Origin of the sequence: Flavobacterium rhizosphaerae, assembly GCF_046000445.1 — a bacterium.
GTDB lineage: Bacteria > Bacteroidota > Bacteroidia > Flavobacteriales > Flavobacteriaceae > Flavobacterium > Flavobacterium rhizosphaerae.
In genome coordinates this window covers 165222-189285 of the sequence record NZ_JBELPZ010000002.1, presented here as the reverse complement: position 1 = coordinate 189285, position 24064 = coordinate 165222, and the positions used below count along the sequence as shown (strand labels likewise).

Genomic DNA, 24064 nt, shown 5'->3' with positions numbered 1-24064 from the left:
AAGTTGACATTTGTTAATGGAGAAATTGATAATGCTTAGATTTCTCTTTTAGGATAATCGACTCCTTCGTCCGACCATTTTTTTAATAAAAACTTGTAATTGTTACCATTCATATCTTTTAAAGTGTTATTCATAGCAACTAAATCTTGAACAGTATCACTATGTTCTACAGCTATTAAAATTGCACTTGTAGGAATTAATTTATCCACAACACAAGCATCCCAATATAGTCTTAAAGTGTATAAATCTATAGCATTAGAAATCCCTTTTTTCCCTTTATATAAAATTATTTTACTATCATAAGCTACAAATAAATCTACTTTAATTGACTCTTTTGAGATTTTTAATATTCTTCTATTAATGTCTATTGATATTGGAGATTCAATTACTTCACTTAATTGCTTTTGCTTAAGCGTTTTTAAGTGTTCGAATAAATGTATTTCATCCCTTTCATTTTCATAAGGGACATTGCAATGTGATTTAATCCAATTATATAATCCGATTAGTTTAATATCTGCTTGGCGAAAACCATTTTTTGAAGATTTTGTTGCAGGTAATGAGTCTATTTGATCACTAATTAAATCAATTGTTACTAAAAAGTTATTAAAACGATTATGTTGATCGACATTTTCCCAAACTTCAGAGAGTAAATTATTTTTTATCATTCTGCCATTAACCCGAATTTCAACACTAGAGGATTTCATATTTGTTTGGTAATAAACTATTTTCTCATTTTCGTCTACAGCTTCTCTATTATTTATAGTTCCAAATTGATAAGAAATAGTAACTTCCCCTGTTGGAACACTATCTCCCATTAATCCTAAATCAATTTTTTGGTTTCCTATTCCTGGTGATATAGTATTTTTCCACCAAGGTTCAACTGAATTAACCGTTAATTTATTATGATTATCTATTAAAATTTGAATTTCAGCAATCCCTCTTTTTATAATTCCAGCATATATAAATCCAAGGTCCTCTTTAAGATATAAAGCTATTTTATGAGGGTCTTTGATACCATATTTTCCAAGAGATTGATACATTGCTTTAGTAGTAGTAAAATGTACTATAGTTCCTGTTTGAACATTTCCTAAGGTTGAAGGAAAAGTATTAATGTTAAAGTCAAATATTTGAGCTTCATATCCATTTATTTTGTATGGAGATTTAACTATTACAACTTCATTATTTTCAAGTGATTGCTTATTTCGGGTATAAACTGCCCAATCATCATTTTTAGGATTTGCAGATGCAAGAGCATGTTTTAAACCAAAACCATGTTCGTTTAAAGGACTTTCTGCATTATTTCTGTCGCCCAATGTAAATGCAGAATCAATATTTGTAATTCCAGAACCAGTATCTTCAATGAATATATCTACATATCCCCGACTATAATGATCAGTATTAATCTTAATTAGTATTGTATGATGAGGTAGATTAGGATTAAATTTAAAATTTGAAATACTATTATCTACAATTTCGTGAAGGATTTGATGTAATGAATCAAAATGTCCCCCAATTCCTTTCCATAAATCATCAGGATTAATTGAGTTATTAATAGTATGTTTTCTTATTGCTGTCATTTTAATAGATCTTTAGTTGTGTTAACCTTTATTGTAAATAAGTGATCCTCATTTATATGCTTAATAAGGAAATATAATTTAGTAAAATTATCAAGAAATTATATTTCAGCTTTACTAAAATCTACTGTGTTTTCTAAATTATCTTCTAGAGAGTTAACAAGATAGTCGGATAAGTTTCTATATACTTTTTGAAGAGAGGGCAAATACAAAGAACGTAAGACATTATTGGTTTCAATTTCTAAATGCTTAAAATCATTATTCCCTGCTTTTCTAAGATTTATCCTTTCAATTAATTGAAGAAATATATTTATTATATAAATTACTTTTCTAATCTCGGAGTTATTTGCTGGTTCTAAATAAATTGCTAAATCCTCATTGTTTTTATCTTTAATATCTCTTTCAAGATTTTTTACATAGTCAATATTATTTCTCAGCCATTGTAAATCTTCTTTTAAAGAACGCTCTAATTCAGCGTGATAAAACATTTGGTTAGCTTCATATTGTTGGATGAAAGCTTTATAAAGAAATATTATAGTTATAATGGAAATCGTTGGAGTTACCATTCAGTTAAAAAAATCTCCTATTGACCCTAACCCTCCATCATCTGGCGCAACTTTGATAATAAACTCCTCATATGCAGTAGAATTAATAAGACCTAAAATACATAGACCTAATATTCCTAAGAATAGTAATAATAATAATGGGGAGGTATTATTTTTATGGGAATATTTAACAAACTTAATTAAAGCATTGAATTTGTAATTAAATAAAGTGTATAAAATAGTATATACAATTAAGACTATAAAAATTATAAAAGAAAATGCTATAAAAAAATTAGTCTCCATTAATTTTTATTATTATGCAATAATAATAAAATGAATTAACATTTTTTAACTATGTTAAAAATCATTACTCTTTCGTCTCCACTGCAAACTGTAATAATAAATGATTTTATAGTCGCCTTAAAAAAGATTTTATCAATTGATCTTCTCTTTTTTTTTCCAGTTATTAATTATAATAATAACAAAAGTATGTACAACTATATTAATAATAACCACCGGTATAGTTATATACCAGGGGTCGGGTGAATAATAGGGATAGCTTCTGTCTGCCAGAGAAGCCGGAAAACTTATAATTGCCATTATTATATTTCCGGTAATATTGGCAATTTTGTTATATACTCCCTGCTGCAGGAATACAGCGCCCATACCTAATAAAATTTCACCAATAAAAAGAAGGGTAAATATTTTTAAAAAGCGTTTCATTTATTCTTCTTCTGCAGATTCTGCTACGAATTGCGAATAATACAGGTTTTTATAGTAGCCTTCGGCGCGGTTTATCAGTTCATAATGCGTACCGCTTTCTACAATTTTACCTTTATCCATAACAATAATCTTATCGGCATTAACAATAGTAGCCAGCCTGTGCGCAATAACTATAGAGGTACGGCCTTCGGTAATTTTTTCTGTAGCCGTGCGTATCAGTTCCTCGCTGTAAGTATCAATAGATGAGGTAGCTTCATCCAGTATCAAAATACTTGGGTTGCTTACATACGCCCTTAAAAAGGCTATAAGCTGCCGCTGTCCTGATGATAACATTACACCACGTTCTTTAACATTGTAGTCATACCCACCGGGCAGGCTCATAATAAAGTTATGTACACCAATGGCTTTTGCGGCGGCTATAACATCATCTTTAGTAATGGCAGGGTTGTTAAGTGTAATATTATTTACAATGGTATCGGCAAATAAAAACACATCCTGCAAAACAATGGCTATCTGCCTGCGTAGCGATTCAAGCTTAAACTCGTTTATGTTGGTGCCGTCTATAGTAATAGTACCGCTGTCTATTTCATAAAAGCGGTTCAGTAAATTAATTATGGTGCTTTTTCCGGCTCCGGTAGAACCTACAATGGCAATGGTTTGCCCTGATTTTATAGAAAGGCTTATACCTTTTATAACTTCTTCACCTTCAAGATAGCTAAAGCGTACATTGTTAAAATCAAGTTCGCCTTTAAAGTGCCAGGCCTCTTTAGAGCCACTTAATTGTACCGCCTCTTCAAGGTCCAGTAATTCAAAAATCCTGTCAGAAGCTACAATACCCATTTGCATCTCATTAAATTTATCAGCAATCTGCCGTAAAGGGTTAAACAGCATAGGTATAAACATGGTGTAGGCAAACAGGTCGCCCGCTGTGGTAAGGTTATCACCCTGCACAATACCAAAGCTGCCGTACCATATTACCAATCCAAGGGTTAGAGAAGAAATAATATCGGCAATAGGGAAAAAGATTGAGTTATAAAGAATGTTCTTTAACCAGGCATCATTATGCTTTTTATTAATCTTGGTAAATTTTTCATACTCAATATCTTCCCGGTTAAAAAGCTGTACTATTTTCATCCCGGTAATACGCTCCTGTACAAAAGTGTTAAGGTTGGCTACCTGGGCGCGTACTTCTATAAAAGCGCCCTTCATTTTTTTCTGGAAAATACGCGTTGCCACAACCAGAAAAGGCATAGCAATCATTACCACCAGGGTTAATTTCCAGTTCATCCAGAACATTATCCCCAATATAACAATCATTTTAAGCATGTCGCTTATAATCATAAATAAGCCCTGACTAAAAATGCGCGCAATAGACTCAATATCAAATACAGTGCGTGTTACCAGTTTACCTACGGCTTCATTATCAAAAAACTTCATCCTGAAGTTGTTGATGTGGCCAAAAAGTTTTTCGCGAAGGTCTTTTACAATATCCTGGCCCAGCCAGTTGGCCCAGTACACGAAATAAAATTGCGATGCAACTTCAAATAACAGCACAATACCCATTAGCATAACATAAAAGAGCAGGCCTTCAAGGTTTTTGTTCATCAGGTAATTGTCTACCGTTTCTTTCATCAGGTAGGGCCTTATGGCAGCAAATGCTGATAAAGCAATGCTGAATATAATGACCCACATAAATCGCATACGGTAAGGCCTTGCAAAGCGCATAAGCTTTTTTAGCGAGGCCGGTTTATTAGTAGGGGTAGTAGTAGTCTCGACTTTCATAACAGGTATCAAAGATAAGGATAATTTACCTTAGTAAGGTATAATCCGTGTGCAGGAACTGAAAAACCTGCAAGGTTTCTGTCCCGGCTTTCTATAACTTTCCTGAAATCTTCAACAGTTAGTTTTTTTAGCCCCACACTTACCAATGTACCTACAGTAGCGCGTACCATATTACGCAAAAACCTGTCTGCTGATATAGTAAATATAAGATTAGTACCATTTTGCTGCCAGTAGGCTTGAGTAATTTTACAATTAAACGTTTTAACGTCAGTATGTGTTTTAGAAAAGCATTTAAAGTCGGTATATTCAAATAAAATCTGTGCAGCTTCATTCATTTTATCCAGATCAAGCGGATTAAAAAAGTACCAGCTGCCTTCATTTACAAAAGCATCTTTAAAAGTATGCAGGTGGTATTGATAAGTACGGGCGGTAGCATCAAAACGGGCATGGGCATCCCGATGGAGTGGAATGAACCTGTATACTACTATATCTTTGGGTAAAAAAGAATTAAGCTTTTGGATAAGTATAGCACTGTCAATAGTTTCATCAAAATCAAAGTGGGCAAACATCTGTTTTGCATGTACCCCGGTATCGGTACGGCCGGCTCCTACCACATCAATTGGGGTGCGCAACAGAGTAGATAGTGCTTTATTTAGCGTTTCCTGTACCGAAGGGCTATGGGGCTGATATTGCCACCCACAATAATTTTTACCGTTGTATGCAAATTCTACAAAATATCTCATAGGGGGCAAAGATATTTATTTTGTTTCAAGTTTAAGGTTTCAGGTTTTATTACCTCAATTAAGAATAACAGGCTTTTATTACCTTTACACGATGAAAAAAATCCTTTTACTTTCTGATACGCACAGTTATATTGATGAAACAATACTTAAATATGTAAAACAGGCCGATGAGGTTTGGCATGCGGGCGATATTGGTAACCTGAGTGTTACCGATGCCATTAAAAAAGAGAAACCGCTGCGTGCAGTATATGGCAATATAGATGATGCCAAGGCAAGGATGGAATTTCCGCTTAATAACCGTTTTATGTGCGAAGGTGTAGATGTGTGGATTACCCATATAGGCGGCTATCCCGGTAAATACAATATAGCTGTCCGTGATGAATTAAAGCAAAACCCGCCACGGCTGTTTATTTGTGGGCATTCGCATATACTGAAGGTTATGAATGACGCTAAGCTTGGCCTGTTGCACATGAATCCCGGTGCTGCTGGGGTGCACGGATTTCAAAAAGTGCGTACGATGCTGCGCTTTGAAATAGACGGAGATAAAATACAAAACCTTGAAGTAATTGAAATTGCTAAAAAGGCGTGATTGGTTTTGCTGACAAATATCATAAAGGTTACTTGGTTTATTCACTAAATTTGATGAAAACCAATAACATTAGTCCATGAAAATTATTTTCTTTTCGGCAAAACCTTATGACAAGCAATTTTTTGACCGCTATAACACCAATACCGGTTTAACTTTTGAATATTTTGAAACACACCTTGGCCCGCATATAGTTAATGTTGTGGAAAATGCAATAGGTGTATGTGTTTTTGTAAACGATAAGCTAACTGCCGATGTTATAAAGGTACTTGCCTCTAAAGGAGTAAAAATTATTGCATTGCGTTGTGCCGGTTTTAATAATGTTGACCTTGAAGCTGCTAAACAGTATGGCATGAGGGTGTGCCGCGTGCCAGCCTATTCGCCAGAAGCAGTTGCAGAACACACTGTTGCAATGTTGCTTACCCTTAACCGTAAAACACATAAAGCGTATAACCGGGTACGGGAGCAAAATTTTTCGCTTAATGGCCTGCTGGGTTTTAACGTACATAATAAAACCGTTGGGGTTATAGGAACTGGGAAAATAGGTAAGGCGTTTTGTAAAATAATGCTGGGCTTTGGGTGCCATATTGTGGCTTTTGACATGTTTCATGATGAAGAATTAAAAGCTGCCGGGGTAACTTATTTGCCCAAAGAGGCCGTTTTTAAGCAGGCAGATATACTATCGCTGCATTGTCCGCTTACACATGAAAATCATTACCTGATAAATAAAGATACTATGGGCATGATGAAGAAAGGTGTAGTAATACTAAATACCAGTAGGGGAGGGCTTATATGTACTACTGATATTATAGAGGCACTAAAAGAAAGGCACGTTGGGCAATTGGGTATTGATGTATATGAACAGGAAGAAAAACTTTTTTTCAGAGACCTTTCTGAAAATATTATTGAAGATGATACTATACAACGGTTAATGAGTTTTCCTAACGTATTAGTTACAGCGCACCAGGCCTTTTTTACCGAAGAAGCCCTTTCTCAAATATCACAGGTAACCATCAACAGTATCAAAATGCTTTCGGCAGGTGCCGAGCCGTTTAATAATGCCGTAATATTACTATAAAAATTATATACTAAAAAACCCGGGATTATCCCGGGTTTTTACGCACTAATAAACTAAGTTAAAAAGGTTTATCGTAAACGGTCTGCCGATTTTACGCGGTCTTCGTCCTTTTTTATAGCCCTATTGGCAAGGCTTAGAAAAACGATAGAAATAATAGGAAGAAACACTGCAATACCCTTCTCTGAAACCTGGGCCTCTCCGGATAAGTTTAGCAACCTGAAAACAAATAACCCTAATAAAATAAAATTTAATATTATGTTCAGCCTGCCCATAACAAACTGATTTTTTCTTTTTTTGTAACTAAAAATACTCACTATAGATAACGTAGCACTAAAAATAAATAATACTATGTAGGCCAGGTTATCTAAAAAATAAAATTCTTTTCCGTTATCAAGTGTCCATAACGAAAAAACAAATGGCATAACCCCGGAGGCTATAAAAGCTATAAAAAGGAATATGGTTTGTATCCGTTGTATCATTGATTTTTTTCTTACAGCACAAAATTATATTTTCTTTTTGAAAAAGAGGTGTTGCAAAATAAAAATTAATTTGTAATATTGCAGGAGTAAATATAAAATACTGCAGCCTTCGTAGTATTGTTTACTTAAAATAAAACTTATTTCCCCTGCACACATCTTATAACCCATTATAATTAACCTAAAAGCAATAAATGTTTGATATTTCTGAATTAAAAGAAATGAAGCTTACTGAGCTTCAGGAAATTGCAAAAAAAGCTAAAATCAGTAAATACAGAGGTTTAAAAAAAGACGATTTAATTTACCAGATTTTAGACCATCAGGCAACTAACCCTGCAGTTGTTAAGCCACTTTTTGAAGAAACTCCGGCTGAAGAAAAGCCGGCTGCAACAAAAAGGGCAAGGATAACAAAAACAGCTACCACCACACCAGAAGCTGAAAAAACACCTACACAGGTTAAAACGGAAAATGTTAGCGTTCCTGTTGCTGCAGAAGCAAAGGAACAAAAACCTAAACCAAAACCCTCAAGAAAAAGGGCTGATGCACCTGCGCAACCCAAAACGGCACCTGAGACGGTTAAAAATGAAAATCCGGTTACTGAAAAAAAGGAGGCTAAACCGGCTACGGAAGAGGCTACACCTAAAAATGATAATCAGAAACCTGTTGCAGATACAAAAAACAGGCCTAACGATAAAAAATCAAGGCCACAAATGAGTGAGGAAGAGCGTTTGGCACAAATTGAAAGGGCTAATGCCAATAACCCAAACCACCCAAGCTATAAAAAAAGGCACCAGCAGCAGAACAACAATAATAGCTCTCATCAAAATAATAACAACCAGCACAGTCAGCAGAATAATAATCAGCAAGCGCAGCAGCAACAGCCTAATTACCGTGAGCCTGACTATGAGTTTGACGGTATTATAGAAAGTGAGGGTGTATTGGAAATGATGCCGGATGGCTACGGTTTCTTAAGGTCTTCTGACTATAATTACCTTGCTTCGCCGGATGATATTTATCTTTCTAATTCGCAAATACGTCTTTTTGGGCTTAAAACAGGAGACACTGTAAAAGGGGTGGTACGCCCGCCTAAAGAAGGCGAAAAATATTTTCCGTTAGTGCGTGTGTTAAAAATAAACGGGCATGACCCGCAGGTTGTGCGCGACAGGGTTTCTTTTGAACATTTAACTCCGCTTTTTCCGGAAGAACGTTTTAACCTTGCTGATAAACGAAGCACTATATCAACACGTATAATAGATTTGTTTTCACCTATTGGTAAAGGGCAGCGTGGTATGATTGTAGCACAGCCTAAAACTGGTAAAACGATGCTGCTTAAAGATATAGCAAACTCAATAGCGGCAAATCATCCAGAGGTATATCTTATTGTGCTGCTTATAGACGAACGCCCGGAAGAGGTAACTGATATGCAACGCAGTGTAAAGGCAGAAGTAATAGCCTCTACGTTTGATGAGCCTGCCGACAGGCACGTAAAAGTTGCCAATATCGTTTTGGAAAAAGCCAAAAGGCTTGTAGAGTGCGGACATGACGTAGTAATACTCCTGGATTCTATTACGCGCCTTGCACGTGCATATAATACTGTACAGCCGGCATCTGGTAAGGTGTTGAGTGGTGGTGTAGATGCCAATGCATTACAAAAACCAAAACGCTTTTTTGGTGCAGCACGAAATATTGAAGGAGGAGGATCATTAAGCATAATTGCAACTGCGCTTACCGATACAGGATCTAAAATGGACGAAGTTATCTTTGAGGAGTTTAAAGGTACCGGTAATATGGAGCTACAGCTTGACAGGAAAATTGCAAACAGGCGTATTTTCCCGGCTATTGATCTTACTTCATCCAGTACAAGGAGAGATGATTTACTTCTGGATGAGCGTACAGTGCAACGCATGTGGATTATGCGTAAGTACCTTGCAGATATGAACCCTGTAGAAGCTATGGATTTTATAAATGACCGATTTAAGAAAACAAGGAATAATGAAGAGTTCCTTATTTCTATGAATGATTAAGTAATATTACCTAATTATATAACAAAAGCCCTTAATTAAGTTAAGGGCTTTTGTGTTTTAGAGATATTTTTTAAATAAATCCTCTATTATTATTGCTTTGCTTCTTTCACAACTATAACAGTTGCTTTAAACCCGGTAGCAAGGTTCCACTGATTGCTGCTTATTACATTTTCTTTATCATCAAATACCCGGAATTCTGCTGTGTTGGGGCCAGAAGTACCTTGGTTAAGGGCTTCAAAATCAATTTTATTAAAGCCTTCATCAAGAGTTATTTGTACCCCTTTAAATGAACTGTCCAAAATAATTTCAGGCACAACTATACGGCCATTTACCAAAACTTTTATACGGTCGCCATCCACATACTCAAAGTCGCGTGCCATTACCTGTACATATTTTGCATCAGTACGTACTTCTCCAAAAAATTGGTTGCCCCTGTAAGCCTCGTTAGATTCACCTTTAGGGCTAACTTTGGTGCGGTCAGCATATTCTTCAGTACGGTTAACAAATTTATCGCTATCATCATACATACTAAACTCGCTCTTTTTTTCACCCACCCTAAAAACAGGGTAATTATAATCCTGCTTTTTCTCGGGTTCAAGTTTAAAAGGGCTATCCGGACTGACCATTGTATTAGAGGGCTCAATTTGTGTATCAGGAGTTTTAGGTATAGCTATTCCCCCTTTAGGGCCATCGCCCTGAGCGGCAGCACTAAAGCCAATGAATATAAAAAGTAAAATAAAAACTTTTTTCATTTCAAAAAGAATTACACTATCTGTTAATGGCAAAGTAACAAAAATTTTGCCATTCTTTTCAGGCAGGCTTAAACCACCTTGTAAATAACGTATAAAATTTATTTTCATTGTTAGCAGCATACCATATCTTAATAAACTATTTTGAATATATTTGATTACCAATAAAATTTACCTCTAAACTATCATGAAAACATATAATCGTTTTTTACTTATTTTTATTTTATGCATTGTTTTTATAAGCCTTACCTCATGCAAGCTGGGCAGGTTTGCTTATTATAATTTTGCAAATATAACCGACTATAAAATATTTCCGTATCGTACAGCGAAGAATGATTCTGTACAATTCACTTTTATTACACCCGAAAAACCAAAAAGCCCCAAAACAATAACCGTAAGTAATAAAGAGATGCCATTTGAAACGTATTTGGCTGAAAACAAGACTGTGGCTTTTCTTGTGATAAAGAATGATACATTATTATATGAGAATTACTTTAACGGATATGATGAAGAATCTATTGTAGCCTCATTTTCAATGGCCAAATCAATACTTCAATATTGCTTGGTTGCGCAATTGCAGATGGATATATACAATCTGTTGACGAACCTGTGATTAAATACATTCCCGAATTAAAAGATAAAGAAGGTATGGAAAACCTTACTATTGAGCATTTACTGCAAATGACCAGTGGTGTCAAATTTAATGAAAGTTATATAAACCCTTTTGGAGATGCAGCCACATATTATTATGGCACTAATTTGCGTAAAGCTATATATAAAAGAAAGCTTGAGGCAGCGCCAGGTACCCGTTTTAGTTATAGCAGCGGCGATAGCCAGATGCTGGGTCTTATACTATCAAGGGCATTAAAAGATAAAACGCTTACCCAATATCTTGAAGAGAAATTATGGAAACCCCTTGGTATGGAATATGATGCCACATGGAGCCTTGACCTTGAAGACGGGCTTGAAAAAACATTTTGCTGCATTAATGCACGTGCCCGGGATTTTGCAAAAATAGGCAGGCTATACCTTAATAAAGGCAATTGGAATGGTAAACAAATAGTTCCTAAAGAATGGGTAGAGGCTTGTACTACAGCCGATACTACCAATGGTGGGGTTTCATACTATAAATATCAGTGGTGGCTGCAAAAGGATAATAATTTTATGGCCGAAGGAATACTTGGGCAGATGATTTATGTAGCACCGGAAAAGAATATGATTATGATACGTTTAGGCAGCGCTTATGGTAAAACCGATTGGGATACTATTTTTGAATCGTTAGTGCAAGCTTATTAACGATGGCGGCTTGTGCGGCTTTCTTCTGCATTCCAGTCGTTAGTGCTGTCTTTTGCATCCCGTTCATCTTCCCGGGTAATATTGCCCTCAGCATCATAATGTACATTGTTGTTAACATTGTCATTTGCCTGTGTAGTTCCTGTTTTAGATTTTTCGTTTTTCATAATATGAAATTTAAGTTATGTAAATTACATTAAAAGCATTTAAAACATTGTTAAGTAATTTGTAAAAGTGTTTGTGTAATTGATTTTTTTTAAGTAACTTTTTACTCGTTTAAAACCTTCCCCCCCAAAATATCGTAAGTTGTTAAAAAATAGATATGTGATGGAACATTATTTTATTCTTTTACAGCTTCCAGGGAAGCCAGAAGACCGATTTTGTGAGGGTAATAAAAAGCCTCACGAATTTTGGCACAATGTTGCTGATATGATACAAAAAGGAAAAGCCAGGATAATATCCCAAAGGCAGGATACCGGCGTTTCTGAAGAATTTCGCGGGCATATAAAGCGAATCAGAAAATTTAAAACCTATATTATCCTTAACCTGCATCTTGACAGTAATGAATGCCTGGACAAAAAAGCGATATTTAAAAAAGCAGCCAGGTGGATTTCTAACCCCGAACATGAAGTGCTTATTGAAACTTCAGATAATTTTCAGTTAGTTTCAATAGACTGACAGGAGGTTAGTAAATAAGTTCTTCTATATTTTTTTGTATATTCTCTGATATTTTATCAAGGGGCAGGTCATTGGCATCATTTCCAAATGGGTCTTCAATTTCTTCAGCAATAAGCTCTAAACTTGCCAGTACATAAAATACAAACATTACTACAGGAATAATATAATATCCTAGCTGAAACACATATCCAAATGGCAGCGACATTACATAAATAAAAATAAATTTTTTTATGAATGCGCTGTAGGAGTAGGGTATAGGGGTGTTTTTTATACGCTCACAGGCACCGCAAATATCAGTAAGGCTCTGCACTTCGGCATTAAGTGTTATAAGTTGGTCACCGGTAATACTCCCTTTTTTATAAAGTGTATTTACATGGGCCATAATATTTTTGGCTACCTGATTGGGTTTATGCTTGTAATGACCGGGTAAAAGTGATTCACCATCAAAAAGTTCATGGCTTATATCTTCATCTTTAAGATGTTGGTTAAGCACATGGGCATAAGCCGGTATAAGCTTTTTAAACAGCATTTTATCTTCTTTATCCTGTACCATTACCGCAATTTTTATGGCCAGGTTGCGGGTATTATTAACCAGCGCCCCCCACATTCTCCTTCCTTCCCACCAACGGTCATAAGCTGTATTAGTACGAAAAACCAAAAGTAATGATATTACAAACCCCAACATGCCGTGCATGAGGGTAATATTTTTTAAGTGTAAATTATCTGAAAGCTGCCAGTATTCCAATTCCATCCAGGCAACAGCGGCAGAAAATATGCCAATGGCCATCATTGTGGGTAACAGTTTACGAAAGGTATCTGCCTTGTGAAACTGAAAAATAATAGCAAACCATTGTTTGGGATTGTAATAAAGCATTTTGCACTGATTTTGTGCAAATATGCATAAAGATTTTTAAAAGTGGAGTTATATTTTTAACTCAATCCACACAGGGGCATGGTCGCTGGTTTTTTCCCAACCGCGTACATGGCGGTCAACAGCTGCTATTTTCAGGTGGGGTACAAGTTCAGGGCTTAGTAGAAAATGGTCAATACGCAAGCCGGCATCACGCCCATAGGCATTGCGAAAATAATCCCAAAAAGTATAAATAGTTTCATCAGGATACAATTTTCTCATGGCATCGGTCCATCCCTGATGTAGTAATTTATGAAATGCCTCACGTGTTTCAGGACGAAAAAGAGCATCTTTAATCCATCGTTCCGGTTTATAAACGTCTTTTTCAGTCGGCATAACATTATAATCTCCTGCCAACACTACAGGAATATTGAATTTTAATAATTCTTCAGCACGGTCGTTAAGGCGTTTAAACCATTTTAATTTATACTCAAATTTAGAGCCCGGGGCGGGGTTGCCGTTGGGTAAATACAGGCAGCCAATAAGTATATCGTTTGCCATAGCCTCAATATACCTGCTCTGAATATCCTCCGGGTCACCCGGCAGGCCGCGGCCCACTTCTTTTAATTCAATTGCTTGTGTTGCAAGAATAGCAACACCATTCCATTGTTTTTGACCGTGCCAGAAAGCCTGGTAACCTACAGCATTAATAGCTTCTATCGGAAATTTTTCCTGTGGCGCTTTTAGTTCCTGCAGGCAAACTACATCTGGCTTAGCTTCCTCCAACCACTTTAGCAGAACAGGTAGCCTTCCGTTAACGCCATTTACATTATAAGTTGCTATTTTCATGTTTAAATAAAGTTTTTGCTTTAATAAAAGTACCAAAAAAGGGTAACAATTCAATATTGTTACCCCTTATACTCTATCTGTAAATTAATGTTATGAATTACCGTATAGATTAGATTCACCACCATCTATAGCTATGGTTTGGCCGTTTACATAGCGGCAATCATCGCTTAATAAAAATGCTACCAGTCTTCCTACTTCTTCAGGCTGACCAAGCCTACGGGTAGGGTTGCGCTGTGCATATTCTGTTTCTGCTGCTTTCGGGTTATCGGGGTTTACCTCTTTAAAGGCCTGGGCCACCATTGGTGTAAGTATGGCGCCGGGCGCAATAGCATTTGTAAAAATATTGTCTTTACCATATTCTATGGCAGCATTTTTTGTCATGCCCGATACAGCATGCTTGCTGGCTACATAAGGGGTTTGGTTTATTACTCCACGAATGCCGCCCACAGAGGCCACATTTACTATTTTACCACCGCCCTGTTTTTGCATAACCGGTATTACATAGCGCATACCATAATAAACGCCAAGCAGGTTAATATCAATTACTTTTTTAAATATTTTTACATCATAGTCAGTTAGAGAAGCCTGTTTTCCTTCTATACCGGCATTATTATAAAATCCGTCTATATGCCCAAACTCTTCCACAGCTTTGTCAACATAGTTTTTTACAGCTTCTTCATTGCTTACATCTGCAACTATTGTAAGCACTTTAGCCCCTGATTTTTCAAGTTCGTTTTTTGCTTTATCAAGAGCTTCTTCATTATAATCAACAATAACAAGGTTGGCCCCTTTATCTGCCAAAACCTGTGCGGTTGCAAGGCCTAAGCCCATTGCACCACCGGTAATAATAACTGTTTTATTTTCAAATGCTTTCATAATTAAATAATTTAATTCTTACATAAAATTACTAATGATGAATGTGTAGCACTGTTAATAACGGGTTAATTAACGCTAACCATTGCTTCTTTTTAAAGCAATAGCCTTTTAATTATATTTAGTGTTGAAAATAATAGATAGAACTATATATTATTCAATACTATTAGCTCGTGATTGGGCAACATTTACACTCATTTCACTTAACTTTTCTCCACCTTTAATTCCAAAGTCTAAGGTACGTATTGGGAAAGGTATCATAATGTCATTATCATCGTAGGCTTTTTTAATACGCATAATGGCCTCACTGCCTACTTTTTTAAATGCCATTTGTTCTGGTGTATTTACCCATATGCGTATGCTAAAGTTAATAGAACTGTCGCCAAAACCGGTGTAAAACATAGTAGTTTCATCTGCTTCACTCAGCCCTTCAATATCCCTAACCGCCTCAAGGGTTATGCGTTTTACTTTTTCCAGGTCATCACCATAAGATACCCCGACTTCAAGGTCAAACCTGCGCTTTCCCTGTAACGAATAATTTTCTATGGCGTTTTGAAATACATCTTTATTTGGTATGATTACTGTTTTACCTTCAAAAGTACTTATAACAGTATCGCGAAGGTTTACTTCTATTACTTTACCCATATAGCCGCTTACTGAAACGATATCCCCTACATGAAGTGGCTTCCTGAACGAAATGAATACACCTGACATAAAATTGGCGGCAATATCCTGAAACGCAAACGCAAGGGCTAAACCTAAAATACCCGCACCGGCAAGGGCGGTGGTTACTGCTTTATCTAATTGTAATATGCTAAGTGCCGTAAACAGCACTATACCTATTACCGTTATATATATAATAGAGCCAAACAGGTTATTTAATGTAGCATTTTGCGACATTTTATTAATAAAACGCAGGGCAAGGTTACGTATGAGCTTTGCCAGATAAAAGCCTAATACCAGTATAATAGCTGCTATAACAATATTTGGCAGCAGGCGCACAAAATCGTTAAACCAAGTGGTAAGCTTGTCTGTAAGTAAGTTGGTTATGTGGTTTACATCTATTTCTAATACCATACATCAATTTTTTTTAAAATTTTATGTTGTTTTTGCTAAAATACTTACAAAAAACAGCTTATGCATGTATTTTAAAATAGTTTTAACCGTTAGAAAGCCTACTTACGAGATATAATTCCAGATATTCTTCTTTTTAGTAAGCTCAATGTAGGCGTTACGCAGGGATGCATTTTCAGGCAGTTTCATGTTCGGATCGGTTTTTAGCAATGCTATGGCATATTGCCTTGCCAGCGAAAGTATTTCGCGGTCTTTTACAATATCGGCTATTTGCAAATTTAGTACACCACTTTGCTGTGTGCCCATAATATCGCCGGGGCCGCGCAATTTCAGGTCAACTTCGGCAATTTCAAAACCGTCATTAGTGCGGCACATAGTTTCCAGCCGGGTTTTGCTATCATTGCTCAGCTTATGGCTGGTCATTAATATACAATAGCTTTGTTCAGCCCCCCTGCCCACACGCCCGCGCAGCTGATGCAGTTGCGAAAGTCCAAAACGTTCGGCGCTTTCAATTACCATAACGCTGGCATTGGGCACATTAACACCAACCTCAATAACCGTTGTAGCTACCATAATATTTGTTTTACCCGCTGCAAAACGAGACATTTCGCTGTCTTTATCGGCAGGTTTCATTTGCCCGTGCACAATGCTCACACTATATTGAGGTAACGGAAAATCACGTGAAATGCTCTCGTACCCATCCATTAAATCTTTATAATCCAGTTTTTCACTTTCCTGAATCAGTGGATATACAATATACACCTGCCTGCCTTTGGCAATTTCATCTTTAAGAAATTTCCAAACCTTTAAGCGATTGGCATCATACCGGTGTACTGTCTGAATGGGTTTACGTCCCGGGGGGAGCTCGTCAATTACCGAAATATCCAGGTCACCATAAAGGCTCATGGCCAGTGTGCGGGGTATTGGTGTTGCCGTCATTACGAGTACGTGCGGCGGAATATCATTTTTATGCCACAGCTTGCTGCGCTGCTCAACCCCAAAGCGGTGCTGCTCATCTATAATGGCCAAGCCAAGATTTTTAAATTTTACTTTATCCTCCAATAGGGCATGGGTACCTATAATAATATGCAGGCTGCCGTTTTCCAGCTCTTCATGTATAATTCTCCGTTCAGATATTTTGGTAGACCCGGTAAGTAATTTAATGTTAAGGCCCATTGGCGCTGCAAGTTCATTTAACCCGATAAAATGCTGGCTGGCTAAAATTTCGGTGGGTGCCATAAGGCATGCCTGGAAACCATTATCAAGGGCAATAAGCATGCTCATAAATGCCACTATAGTTTTCCCTGAGCCTACATCGCCCTGCAACAGGCGGTTCATCTGGGCGGGCTGCCCCATATCATTACGTATTTCTTTTATTACCCTTTTTTGAGCATTGGTAAGGTTAAAAGGCAGGTAGTTATTATAAAATTTATTAAAATATTCGCCAATATTACCAAATGGGTGCCCTTTAATTTTATGTTTACGCACAAGGTTTTTTGTAATGAGCTGTAGCTGGATAAAAAAAAGCTCTTCAAACTTTAAACGGAATTGTGCTTTTGCCAGCAGTTCCTGGCTTTTTGGGAAATGTATATTAAAGAGTGCAGCATTTTTTGGCAGCAGCTTAAGGTCGTTTATAATGCTTTGCGGCAATACTTCGGCAAACAGCGCTTTTGTTTCTACAAAAAGCTGTTGCATCATTTTATTAATCATCTTATTACTAATTCCCCTTTGTGAAAGTTTTTCTGTGCTTGGGTATACTGGCTGCATAGCGCTACGCAGGCTGGCCTGGTGCTCACTGAGAAGTTCCATTTCCGGGTGCGGCATATTAAATACACCATTAAAAGCACTCACCTTACCAAAAATTACATAAGGCTCATTAATTTTTATAGCTTCCCGAACCCATTTTTGTCCACGGAACCAAACTAATTCCATTTCTCCGGTGTCATCCCTAAATGTGGCTACCAATCGGGGCTTTTTATCGCCAACTGTTTTTAAGTGAACAACTTTTCCTGCTACCTGTACTTCTGCATTATTATTTTGCAGCTCATTAATACGGTAATAGCGCGTACGGTCTATATAACGGTTAGGGTACAGGTTTAATAAATCGGCATATTGTTTAATACCCAGTTCATCGCGCAGCAATTTGCCGCGGGTAGGGCCAACGCCTTTAAGGTATTCTATAGGAGTTTCAAGGAGGTTATTCATCCGGAAAACTTTGCAAAAGCGAAGTTACTAATTAAAGGGAAATATATTGCTAAAGTTAGGCGTGGATAGGTTATTATAAAAAGATATAGTTTTTAATTATTATGTCAGAAATAAATCGGGCTGCCTAAAACCTTTAGGCAGCCCGATTTATATAATAACAAATATTTTGCTTAATTGTTGAGCATTACCGGCATTACCAGCATGGTTACTGTTTCGCCTTCATCCAGTCCGTCAACAGGGGTAAGTATGCCCGCACGGTTTGGTAATGACATTTCAAGCTGAATTTCATCACTATGCAGGTTATTCAGCATTTCGGTTAAAAACCTCGAATTAAAACCTATCTGGATGTCATCTCCCTGATAATCGCAGGTAAGGCGTTCTTCAGCCTTATTTGAATAGTCAATATCTTCTGCAGATATATTTAATTCTGTTCCGGCAATTTTAAGGCGTATCTGGTGTGTTGTTTTATTAGAAAATATAGCTACACGCCTTACAGAGCTTAAAAACTGCGTTCTGTCTATAAGTAGTTTGTTAGGGTTTTCTTTTGGTATAACGGCTTCATAATTAGGGTATTTGCCATCTATTAAGCGGCAGGTAAGGACATAATTATCAAAAGAAAAAGTAGCATTGGCATCATTATATTCAACTGTAACTTCTGAATTAGAAGTAGCCAGAATACTTTTTAAAATGTTGAGTGGCTTTTTAGGCATGATAAAATCAGCTACCTGAGAAGCTGTGACATCAGTTCTGGCATATTTAACCAGTTTATGTGCATCGGTAGCTACAAAAGTTAATCCCTGCGGAGAAAACTGAAAGAATACCCCAGACATTACCGGGCGTAAATCATCATTACCGGCGGCAAAAATAGTTTTGCTTACAGCAGTTGCCAAAACCTCGGCAGGTACAATAGTACTTGAAGGATCTTCAAGGCTTACAGATTTTGGAAACTCGTCGCCAGAGGCATACGCCAATGCATATTTACCTGAATTTGAGCTTATCTCAATAGTGTTGTTATCTTCAACAGTAAAGGTAAGCGGTTGCTCAGGGAATGTTTTAAGTGTTTCCAAAAGCAATTTTGCAGGAACCGCTATGCTGCCATTGCTGTCTGAATCAATCTCCAGGGTGGCAGACATAGTAGTTTCTAAATCTGATGCCGATACTTTTAATTCTGAGCCATTTAACTCAAATAAAAAGTTATCCAGTATAGGCAATGTATTACTGCTGTTTATAACGCTGCCTAATACTTGTAATTGTTTAAGTAAATATGAACTCGATACTATAAATTTCATCATGGGTTATACTAAATGTAAGTAGCAAATATATTTTAATATGGTGGATTATTGAAACTTTTTTATCAACACAATAATTATTTTGAATATGCCCTCTTACGAAGGAATGTAAATAGAAGCCCAAAAACAAGAAGGATTAGCAGAGGCAACCCTACCGTAATAACTTTTGACTGTGTATAATTATCATATACTTTCTGGGTATCAAGCATAGGCAGATGCACATCTTTGCTGCGTATATAAATAAGCCCATTGTCATCAAGCAGGTAGTTTACGCTGTTTAATAAAAACTCTTTGTTTTCATATAAATGGCCTGTCCATTTATCATACCCGAGCTCTAATGCCTGATTGTTTTTATCAAATTGGTTTTTAATAACATCCCCATCAGACACTACAATCATTTTACTGTCTTTACCAATAGTCTGGTATGATTTATCTTTAAAAGGCAGCACACGGTTTTCGTACATGGAATGAAACTTACCTTCTAACAGAACAGAAACAGCCATATATCCTTCTCCCTGATAGTCAGCAGGGTTTACCTGTTCTGCCACCATAGAGAGGTTTACAACTGTTGGTGTACCAACTTTTCGGCTGTACTGAGATGATGTTAACAGCACCGTTTTGGCAATGTCGTTTTTAAGGGTATCTATAGGGTTGGCAAACTCAAATTTTATCCCCCCCATATTTTTAACTATGGGATGCTCTGAATTTGGATAAATAAAAGGAGCGTACTTCCACATATATTCCTGATATTGTGTTTGGCTGCCCTGTGCACCGGTTGCCAGCTTTATAGGGGTTGCCAGTTCATCTTTAATAATATCAGGCTCTACACGGAAACCATATTTAAAAAACATGTCGTTAAGGTTCAGGTCGCGGGGCAGGGCATAGGTGCTGCCGGTTTGGTTATACAGGCTGTCCATTTCAACCTGTACGGCATCTATAAGCCAAAGGGTTTTACCACCATTTATGATATACTGATCCAGTACTTCTTTTTCTTCTTCAGTAAATTTTTGTGTGGGCTTGGCTATTATGGCAAGGTCATATTCCTTTAGTTGTTTTAATGTAGCTATTGGATTTGCCGCTACAGAGTCAAGCGTAAAAGGTGCCGTAAAATAATTTTCCTGTAGCTTTCTTAAAAAATCAGCCATGTAGCCCCCGGCTATTTCGCCGTTGCCTTGTAGTACGGCAATCTTCTTTTGCTTTTCGTTAATAAGTTTATTAAGGGCATCAGCAAAAACATATTCAAGTTGTTGTACAGAGCTTTCTACTTTTTCTGATGTAGAGGCTCCTAAACTATTTTTAAGCAGCGGAATTTTTACACTACGCCCTTTATAGGTAGCTATAGCCCATGGAAATATAAGTGTTTCAGACTGTTTGCCTTTATCTACCATATTTACACTGGCAGGTTTCATTCCGGCTCCTATAAACGAGTCAAAAACAGCTTTATCAAGGTCGGTAATACCGGCAATGCTGTTTTTTATTTCGCCTTCTTCACTCGGGTCAACACGGCTGTCGAGCTTAAATATAGTATAAATCAAATTTCTTTTTTCTTCATCGGCTCCTTCAGATTCATCCATAGGGTTAAAGAAACTAAAGCGTATCTGTGGATTATATGCTGTGTATTCTTCAAGAAACTGGCGGGTTTCGTCCTGCAATTTTTTAAACTCCCCCGGAAATTCACCGTCAAGAAAAATTTCTATATATAAAGGCTCCTGAACTGATTGTACCAGGTTTAATGAAGTTTGTGAAAGGGTATACCGCTTATCCTGTGTGAGGTCTAATCGTTTAAAAAAGTAAGCGCCTATAAAATTAATTGCCAAAACAGCCAGTATGATAATAACAAGCGGGCGGGAGTTGTTTTTTTTAGCTTTTTCCATTACCATTTCAGTGTTTTAAGTTTATAAACAGTGAACGATAAAAACAGGAAAGCAATGCTGGTGAAATAAATAATATCACGCGTATCCAGCACCCCACGGCTCATACTTTTAAAGTGGTAATCCATGCCCAGGTAGGCTACAACATTACTAAAGCTACCTGCAAAGCCGGAAAGGCCCTCAAAGCCAAAATAAAATAAAAAACATAAAAATAATGACACTATAAATGCTACAATCTGGTTATCTGTAAGTGCTGATGTAAATATGCCTATGGCAGTATAGCTTGCTATAAGAAACAATAACCCAAAATAAGAGCCTAATGTACTGCCCATATCTACATTGCCGGGCGGGTTGCCCAGGTTGTTGAGCACAATTATATAAATAACAGTGGGTAACAGTGCCAGTACAATTAATATGAAAGCTCCAAAAAATTTTCCGTTTACAATTTCCCAGGTTGTTAGCGGCTTGGTAAATAAAAGCTCTATAGTACCCTGTTTTTTTTCATCTGAAAAGCTGCGCATAGTTACTGCCGGTATAAGGAACAGTAATATCCAGGGGGAAATTGTGAAGAAAGGGGTGAGGTCTGCAAAACCGCTGTTCAGTATATTAAAATCGCCATCAAAAACCCATAGAAAAAGGCTGTTGAGCAATAAAAATACAGCAATGACCAAGTAACCAACAGGCGACCCGAAAAATGATTTTATTTCTCTTAGTAATAATGCTTTCATTTCTTCATGAAAATAATAATATCCTGGTGTTCATTTATCGGGTGTGGTTCAAGGCCAGACCAAAATCCCCTCATAAAGTGTTCGATTTTTAAATCAGCATCTTTAATAAAGTTAATTATGTAATCTTTATCATATGCTACATTGGCTTCTTTCACATTTTTATCCATCAAAGCATAATTACCATAATCATAGTTAAACGTTTTGCTGCCTTTTTTTAACATAGATTCCCTGCTGCCATTATCTAAAATAAAAAATTGTGCAAAGCAAATTTTACCGGGTTTTAAAACACGTTTTATTTCTTTAATGTAATTTTCTACATCTTCGGGCAGCATATGGGTAAAAACTGATGTAAGGAACACAAAATCAAAAGAATCATCTTCATACGGGAAAACCATTTTAGAGGCCTGTAAATCGGTACTCAGATTATAAAGGTCATTTTTTAGCGGAATATGCTTAAACCTGAAATTTGGATACTGCTTCGTAATATTATCTGTACACCAGTCTACTCCCATTTTTACAATATCAAACCCTTCATACACACCGTCCTTATCAAGGAATCCTGTAAAGGGCACTGCCATTCTTCCAATGCCAGAGCCTATATCTAACACATGGCTTTTTGGGGTAATATTGCCGTACTTTTTAAACCGTTCTAAAAAAAACTTACCTGTTTCAGAAAAATTTCCCCGTCCGGTAAAAATTTTACCTTTTGGTGGTACAAGTGTTTTTTTATCCCTCAAAAGGTCTTGGGGTAAATAGAGTATCCTTCTTGCAGCATATCTTAAATTTACAGGAAGTGAATAATATAGTTTTCTTATTAAAGTATTCATTAAAATTAGTTTTTATACCTCAACTTATTTATGGCATAGTTATCAGTTTGTCTACACTCCAGGCTTCCGCTTTTTGAGAAAACAGAGGCTTGGTTTTACCCCATACCTCTTTAAACAGTTCCGATTTTCTGTAATTTTCCAGATCATCTTCACTTTCCCAGTAACTATAGGTAAAAAACACGTTGTTGTGTTGCCTGTCCCGGTATAATTCTAACAAACGGTTTCCTTTTACATTTCGTATTTCATGGCGTGCCTTTTCAAAATTTTCAAGAAATTCATCAACTTTTTCTTCTGTAAAGGCCATTTTTACTATGCGTACAAACATACAGTTTTTATTATTTAAATACTACCGATACCACATCCCTGTATTTTAGCCCGAAAAGGCTGCTTGCCGTACCTACAGTAGAGGGGTTACTGCGGTAAATGGCAATTTCGAGATAGCCTGCTTCGTTAAATATAGCCAGCTTTTCCCCTTCATAATTTTTAAGTGAAAAACGCTCATTAACCGTAAAATCAGAATAGCCTTTTTTTACCCCTTTAATTATTTTGGTACTAAAATTTATTTCAAAATCCCTGCCACGCGCTGCTTCTCGCACCTGCTTTTGGGTAATGTTGGTAACGCAGTTACCAAAATGATCTATATATACTACGCACCCTCTTATAGAATTTTTATCATCTGCCACTGTGGGTTGTAGCTCCTGTATGGGTTTTATCTCATTGGTTTCGCGCCCTATTACATTCAGGCTGCCGCCTTTTGCCAGGTGGCAGGCAACGGTTACAAATACATCCATATCGCTGGCATTTTCGGGCAGGCGGTCGTGTATGTTTATTTCTACTATTTTTTGAGGCACAATTTTCTGGCTCAGCAGGCTTAATATGCCGTTATCGGCACAAATAAAAAAGTGCCCGTTTAGCTGCATAGCAATATGCCTGTTTTGTTTGGAATATTCTGCATCAACACCAATAAGGTGAACAGTGCCTTCTGGGAAACTTTCATAAGCCGCACCAATTATGTAGCTGGCCTGCGGTATGTTAAAAAGGTCTATATGGTGCGATATATCTATAATGGCTGCCTGGTTATATGCCGATAAGATTTTACCCTTGAGGGCACCCACAAAATGGTCTTTAAGGCCAAAGTCTGTAGTAAGGGTAATTATTGACATAAAAATTGTGTAAAACTTTTAAAAAGCAGATTAAAAATTCACTAAATTTGAATGCAAAGCTAATAATTATACTGCTATAAATTT

26 protein-coding genes are annotated in these 24064 nt (G+C 36.7%); 7 read left to right on the top strand and 19 right to left on the bottom strand.

Features of this window, described 5'->3' with window-relative positions; genetic code table 11:
- Nucleotides 1-35: 35 nt before the first annotated feature.
- Both ABS766_RS03320 and ABS766_RS03315 read right to left on the bottom strand, forming a co-directional pair.
- Nucleotides 36-1577: an ATP-binding protein gene (locus tag ABS766_RS03320; RefSeq protein WP_408083694.1), complete on the bottom strand. Its 1542-nt coding sequence runs from the start codon at nt 1575-1577 to the stop codon at nt 36-38.
- A gap of 98 nt (nt 1578-1675) precedes the next feature.
- The gene (locus tag ABS766_RS03315) at nt 1676-2062 is read right to left on the bottom strand and encodes a hypothetical protein (protein WP_408083693.1); all 387 of its coding nucleotides are present in this window, start codon (nt 2060-2062) and stop codon (nt 1676-1678) included.
- Between the two features lie 55 nt (nt 2063-2117).
- Here ABS766_RS03315 and ABS766_RS03310 point away from each other — a divergent pair, with 55 nt between their 5' ends.
- Nucleotides 2118-2339, top strand: a complete 222-nt coding sequence (locus tag ABS766_RS03310; RefSeq protein WP_408083692.1) for a hypothetical protein — start codon at nt 2118-2120, stop codon at nt 2337-2339.
- A 215-nt stretch (nt 2340-2554) separates the two neighbouring features.
- Here the strand turns inward: ABS766_RS03310 and ABS766_RS03305 are convergent, their stop codons facing one another.
- From ABS766_RS03305 to truA, 3 genes are read right to left on the bottom strand one after another with little or no spacing between them, the layout of a single operon-like run.
- Nucleotides 2555-2842 (bottom strand): hypothetical protein, encoded by a 288-nt coding sequence (locus ABS766_RS03305; RefSeq protein WP_408083691.1) that lies wholly within the window; start codon nt 2840-2842, stop codon nt 2555-2557.
- Nucleotides 2843-4624, bottom strand: a complete 1782-nt coding sequence (locus ABS766_RS03300; RefSeq protein WP_408083690.1) for an ABC transporter ATP-binding protein — start codon at nt 4622-4624, stop codon at nt 2843-2845.
- Between the two features lie 8 nt (nt 4625-4632).
- The gene (gene truA / locus ABS766_RS03295; protein WP_408083689.1) at nt 4633-5367 is read right to left on the bottom strand and encodes a tRNA pseudouridine(38-40) synthase TruA; all 735 of its coding nucleotides are present in this window, start codon (nt 5365-5367) and stop codon (nt 4633-4635) included.
- Nucleotides 5368-5458: 91 nt separating this feature from the next.
- Between truA and ABS766_RS03290 the strand changes: the two genes are divergently transcribed.
- The gene (locus ABS766_RS03290; protein ID WP_408083688.1) at nt 5459-5956 is read left to right on the top strand and encodes a metallophosphoesterase family protein; all 498 of its coding nucleotides are present in this window, start codon (nt 5459-5461) and stop codon (nt 5954-5956) included.
- A gap of 76 nt (nt 5957-6032) precedes the next feature.
- Nucleotides 6033-7031 carry a 2-hydroxyacid dehydrogenase gene (locus ABS766_RS03285; RefSeq protein ID WP_408083687.1) on the top strand — a complete coding sequence of 333 codons (999 nt, stop codon included), beginning with the start codon at nt 6033-6035 and terminating at the stop codon, nt 7029-7031.
- Nucleotides 7032-7099: 68 nt separating this feature from the next.
- Here the strand turns inward: ABS766_RS03285 and ABS766_RS03280 are convergent, their stop codons facing one another.
- Nucleotides 7100-7510, bottom strand: coding sequence for a DUF4293 domain-containing protein (locus tag ABS766_RS03280; protein ID WP_408083686.1), 411 nt, complete (start codon nt 7508-7510; stop codon nt 7100-7102).
- 191 nt (nt 7511-7701) lie between these two features.
- On the opposite strand from ABS766_RS03280, the gene rho reads away from it, so the two are divergent.
- Complete coding sequence (rho, locus tag ABS766_RS03275; RefSeq protein ID WP_408083685.1) at nt 7702-9531, top strand: transcription termination factor Rho; 1830 nt, start codon at nt 7702-7704, stop codon at nt 9529-9531.
- An 89-nt stretch (nt 9532-9620) separates the two neighbouring features.
- Here rho and ABS766_RS03270 read toward each other — a convergent pair whose 3' ends face one another.
- Entirely contained in the window at nt 9621-10283 is a 663-nt protein-coding gene (locus ABS766_RS03270; RefSeq protein ID WP_408083684.1) for a hypothetical protein, read from the bottom strand.
- A 184-nt stretch (nt 10284-10467) separates the two neighbouring features.
- Between ABS766_RS03270 and ABS766_RS03265 the strand changes: the two genes are divergently transcribed.
- Nucleotides 10468-10893 (top strand): hypothetical protein, encoded by a 426-nt coding sequence (locus tag ABS766_RS03265; protein WP_408083683.1) that lies wholly within the window; start codon nt 10468-10470, stop codon nt 10891-10893.
- A complete protein-coding gene (locus ABS766_RS03260) occupies nt 10890-11576 on the top strand; it encodes a serine hydrolase domain-containing protein (RefSeq protein ID WP_408083682.1) in 687 nt (228 codons plus the stop codon). Before ABS766_RS03265 ends, ABS766_RS03260 begins: the two co-directional genes overlap by 4 nt.
- Here ABS766_RS03260 and ABS766_RS03255 read toward each other — a convergent pair.
- The gene (locus ABS766_RS03255) at nt 11573-11740 is read right to left on the bottom strand and encodes a hypothetical protein (protein WP_408083681.1); all 168 of its coding nucleotides are present in this window, start codon (nt 11738-11740) and stop codon (nt 11573-11575) included. The genes ABS766_RS03260 and ABS766_RS03255 overlap by 4 nt on opposite strands.
- A gap of 160 nt (nt 11741-11900) precedes the next feature.
- Here ABS766_RS03255 and ABS766_RS03250 point away from each other — a divergent pair, with 160 nt between their 5' ends.
- Nucleotides 11901-12251, top strand: coding sequence for a hypothetical protein (locus tag ABS766_RS03250; RefSeq protein WP_408083680.1), 351 nt, complete (start codon nt 11901-11903; stop codon nt 12249-12251).
- Nucleotides 12252-12258: 7 nt separating this feature from the next.
- Here ABS766_RS03250 and ABS766_RS03245 read toward each other — a convergent pair whose 3' ends face one another.
- From ABS766_RS03245 to ABS766_RS03195, 11 genes are all read right to left on the bottom strand, one after another.
- Complete coding sequence (locus ABS766_RS03245; protein WP_408083679.1) at nt 12259-13125, bottom strand: bestrophin family protein; 867 nt, start codon at nt 13123-13125, stop codon at nt 12259-12261.
- Between the two features lie 48 nt (nt 13126-13173).
- Nucleotides 13174-13950: an exodeoxyribonuclease III gene (gene xth / locus ABS766_RS03240; RefSeq protein ID WP_408083678.1), complete on the bottom strand. Its 777-nt coding sequence runs from the start codon at nt 13948-13950 to the stop codon at nt 13174-13176.
- A 90-nt stretch (nt 13951-14040) separates the two neighbouring features.
- Nucleotides 14041-14826, bottom strand: coding sequence for a glucose 1-dehydrogenase (locus ABS766_RS03235; RefSeq protein WP_408083677.1), 786 nt, complete (start codon nt 14824-14826; stop codon nt 14041-14043).
- A gap of 150 nt (nt 14827-14976) precedes the next feature.
- Complete coding sequence (locus tag ABS766_RS03230) at nt 14977-15900, bottom strand: mechanosensitive ion channel family protein (protein WP_408083676.1); 924 nt, start codon at nt 15898-15900, stop codon at nt 14977-14979.
- A 102-nt stretch (nt 15901-16002) separates the two neighbouring features.
- Nucleotides 16003-18102, bottom strand: coding sequence for an ATP-dependent DNA helicase RecG (recG, locus tag ABS766_RS03225; protein WP_408083675.1), 2100 nt, complete (start codon nt 18100-18102; stop codon nt 16003-16005).
- Nucleotides 18103-18272: 170 nt separating this feature from the next.
- Nucleotides 18273-19391, bottom strand: a complete 1119-nt coding sequence (dnaN, locus tag ABS766_RS03220) for a DNA polymerase III subunit beta (RefSeq protein WP_408083891.1) — start codon at nt 19389-19391, stop codon at nt 18273-18275.
- 77 nt (nt 19392-19468) lie between these two features.
- The gene (gene gldG / locus ABS766_RS03215; protein ID WP_408083674.1) at nt 19469-21265 is read right to left on the bottom strand and encodes a gliding motility-associated ABC transporter substrate-binding protein GldG; all 1797 of its coding nucleotides are present in this window, start codon (nt 21263-21265) and stop codon (nt 19469-19471) included.
- Nucleotides 21265-21990: a gliding motility-associated ABC transporter permease subunit GldF gene (gene gldF / locus ABS766_RS03210; RefSeq protein ID WP_408083673.1), complete on the bottom strand. Its 726-nt coding sequence runs from the start codon at nt 21988-21990 to the stop codon at nt 21265-21267. The genes gldG and gldF overlap by 1 nt, the downstream gene beginning before the upstream one ends.
- Complete coding sequence (locus ABS766_RS03205; RefSeq protein WP_408083672.1) at nt 21987-22817, bottom strand: class I SAM-dependent methyltransferase; 831 nt, start codon at nt 22815-22817, stop codon at nt 21987-21989. The genes gldF and ABS766_RS03205 overlap by 4 nt, the downstream gene beginning before the upstream one ends.
- Before the next feature lie 28 nt (nt 22818-22845).
- On the bottom strand, nt 22846-23142 hold the full coding sequence (locus tag ABS766_RS03200; protein WP_408083671.1) for a putative quinol monooxygenase: 297 nt from the start codon (nt 23140-23142) through the stop codon (nt 22846-22848).
- A gap of 10 nt (nt 23143-23152) precedes the next feature.
- The gene (locus ABS766_RS03195; protein WP_408083670.1) at nt 23153-23980 is read right to left on the bottom strand and encodes an SAM hydrolase/SAM-dependent halogenase family protein; all 828 of its coding nucleotides are present in this window, start codon (nt 23978-23980) and stop codon (nt 23153-23155) included.
- Nucleotides 23981-24064 lie beyond the last annotated feature (84 nt).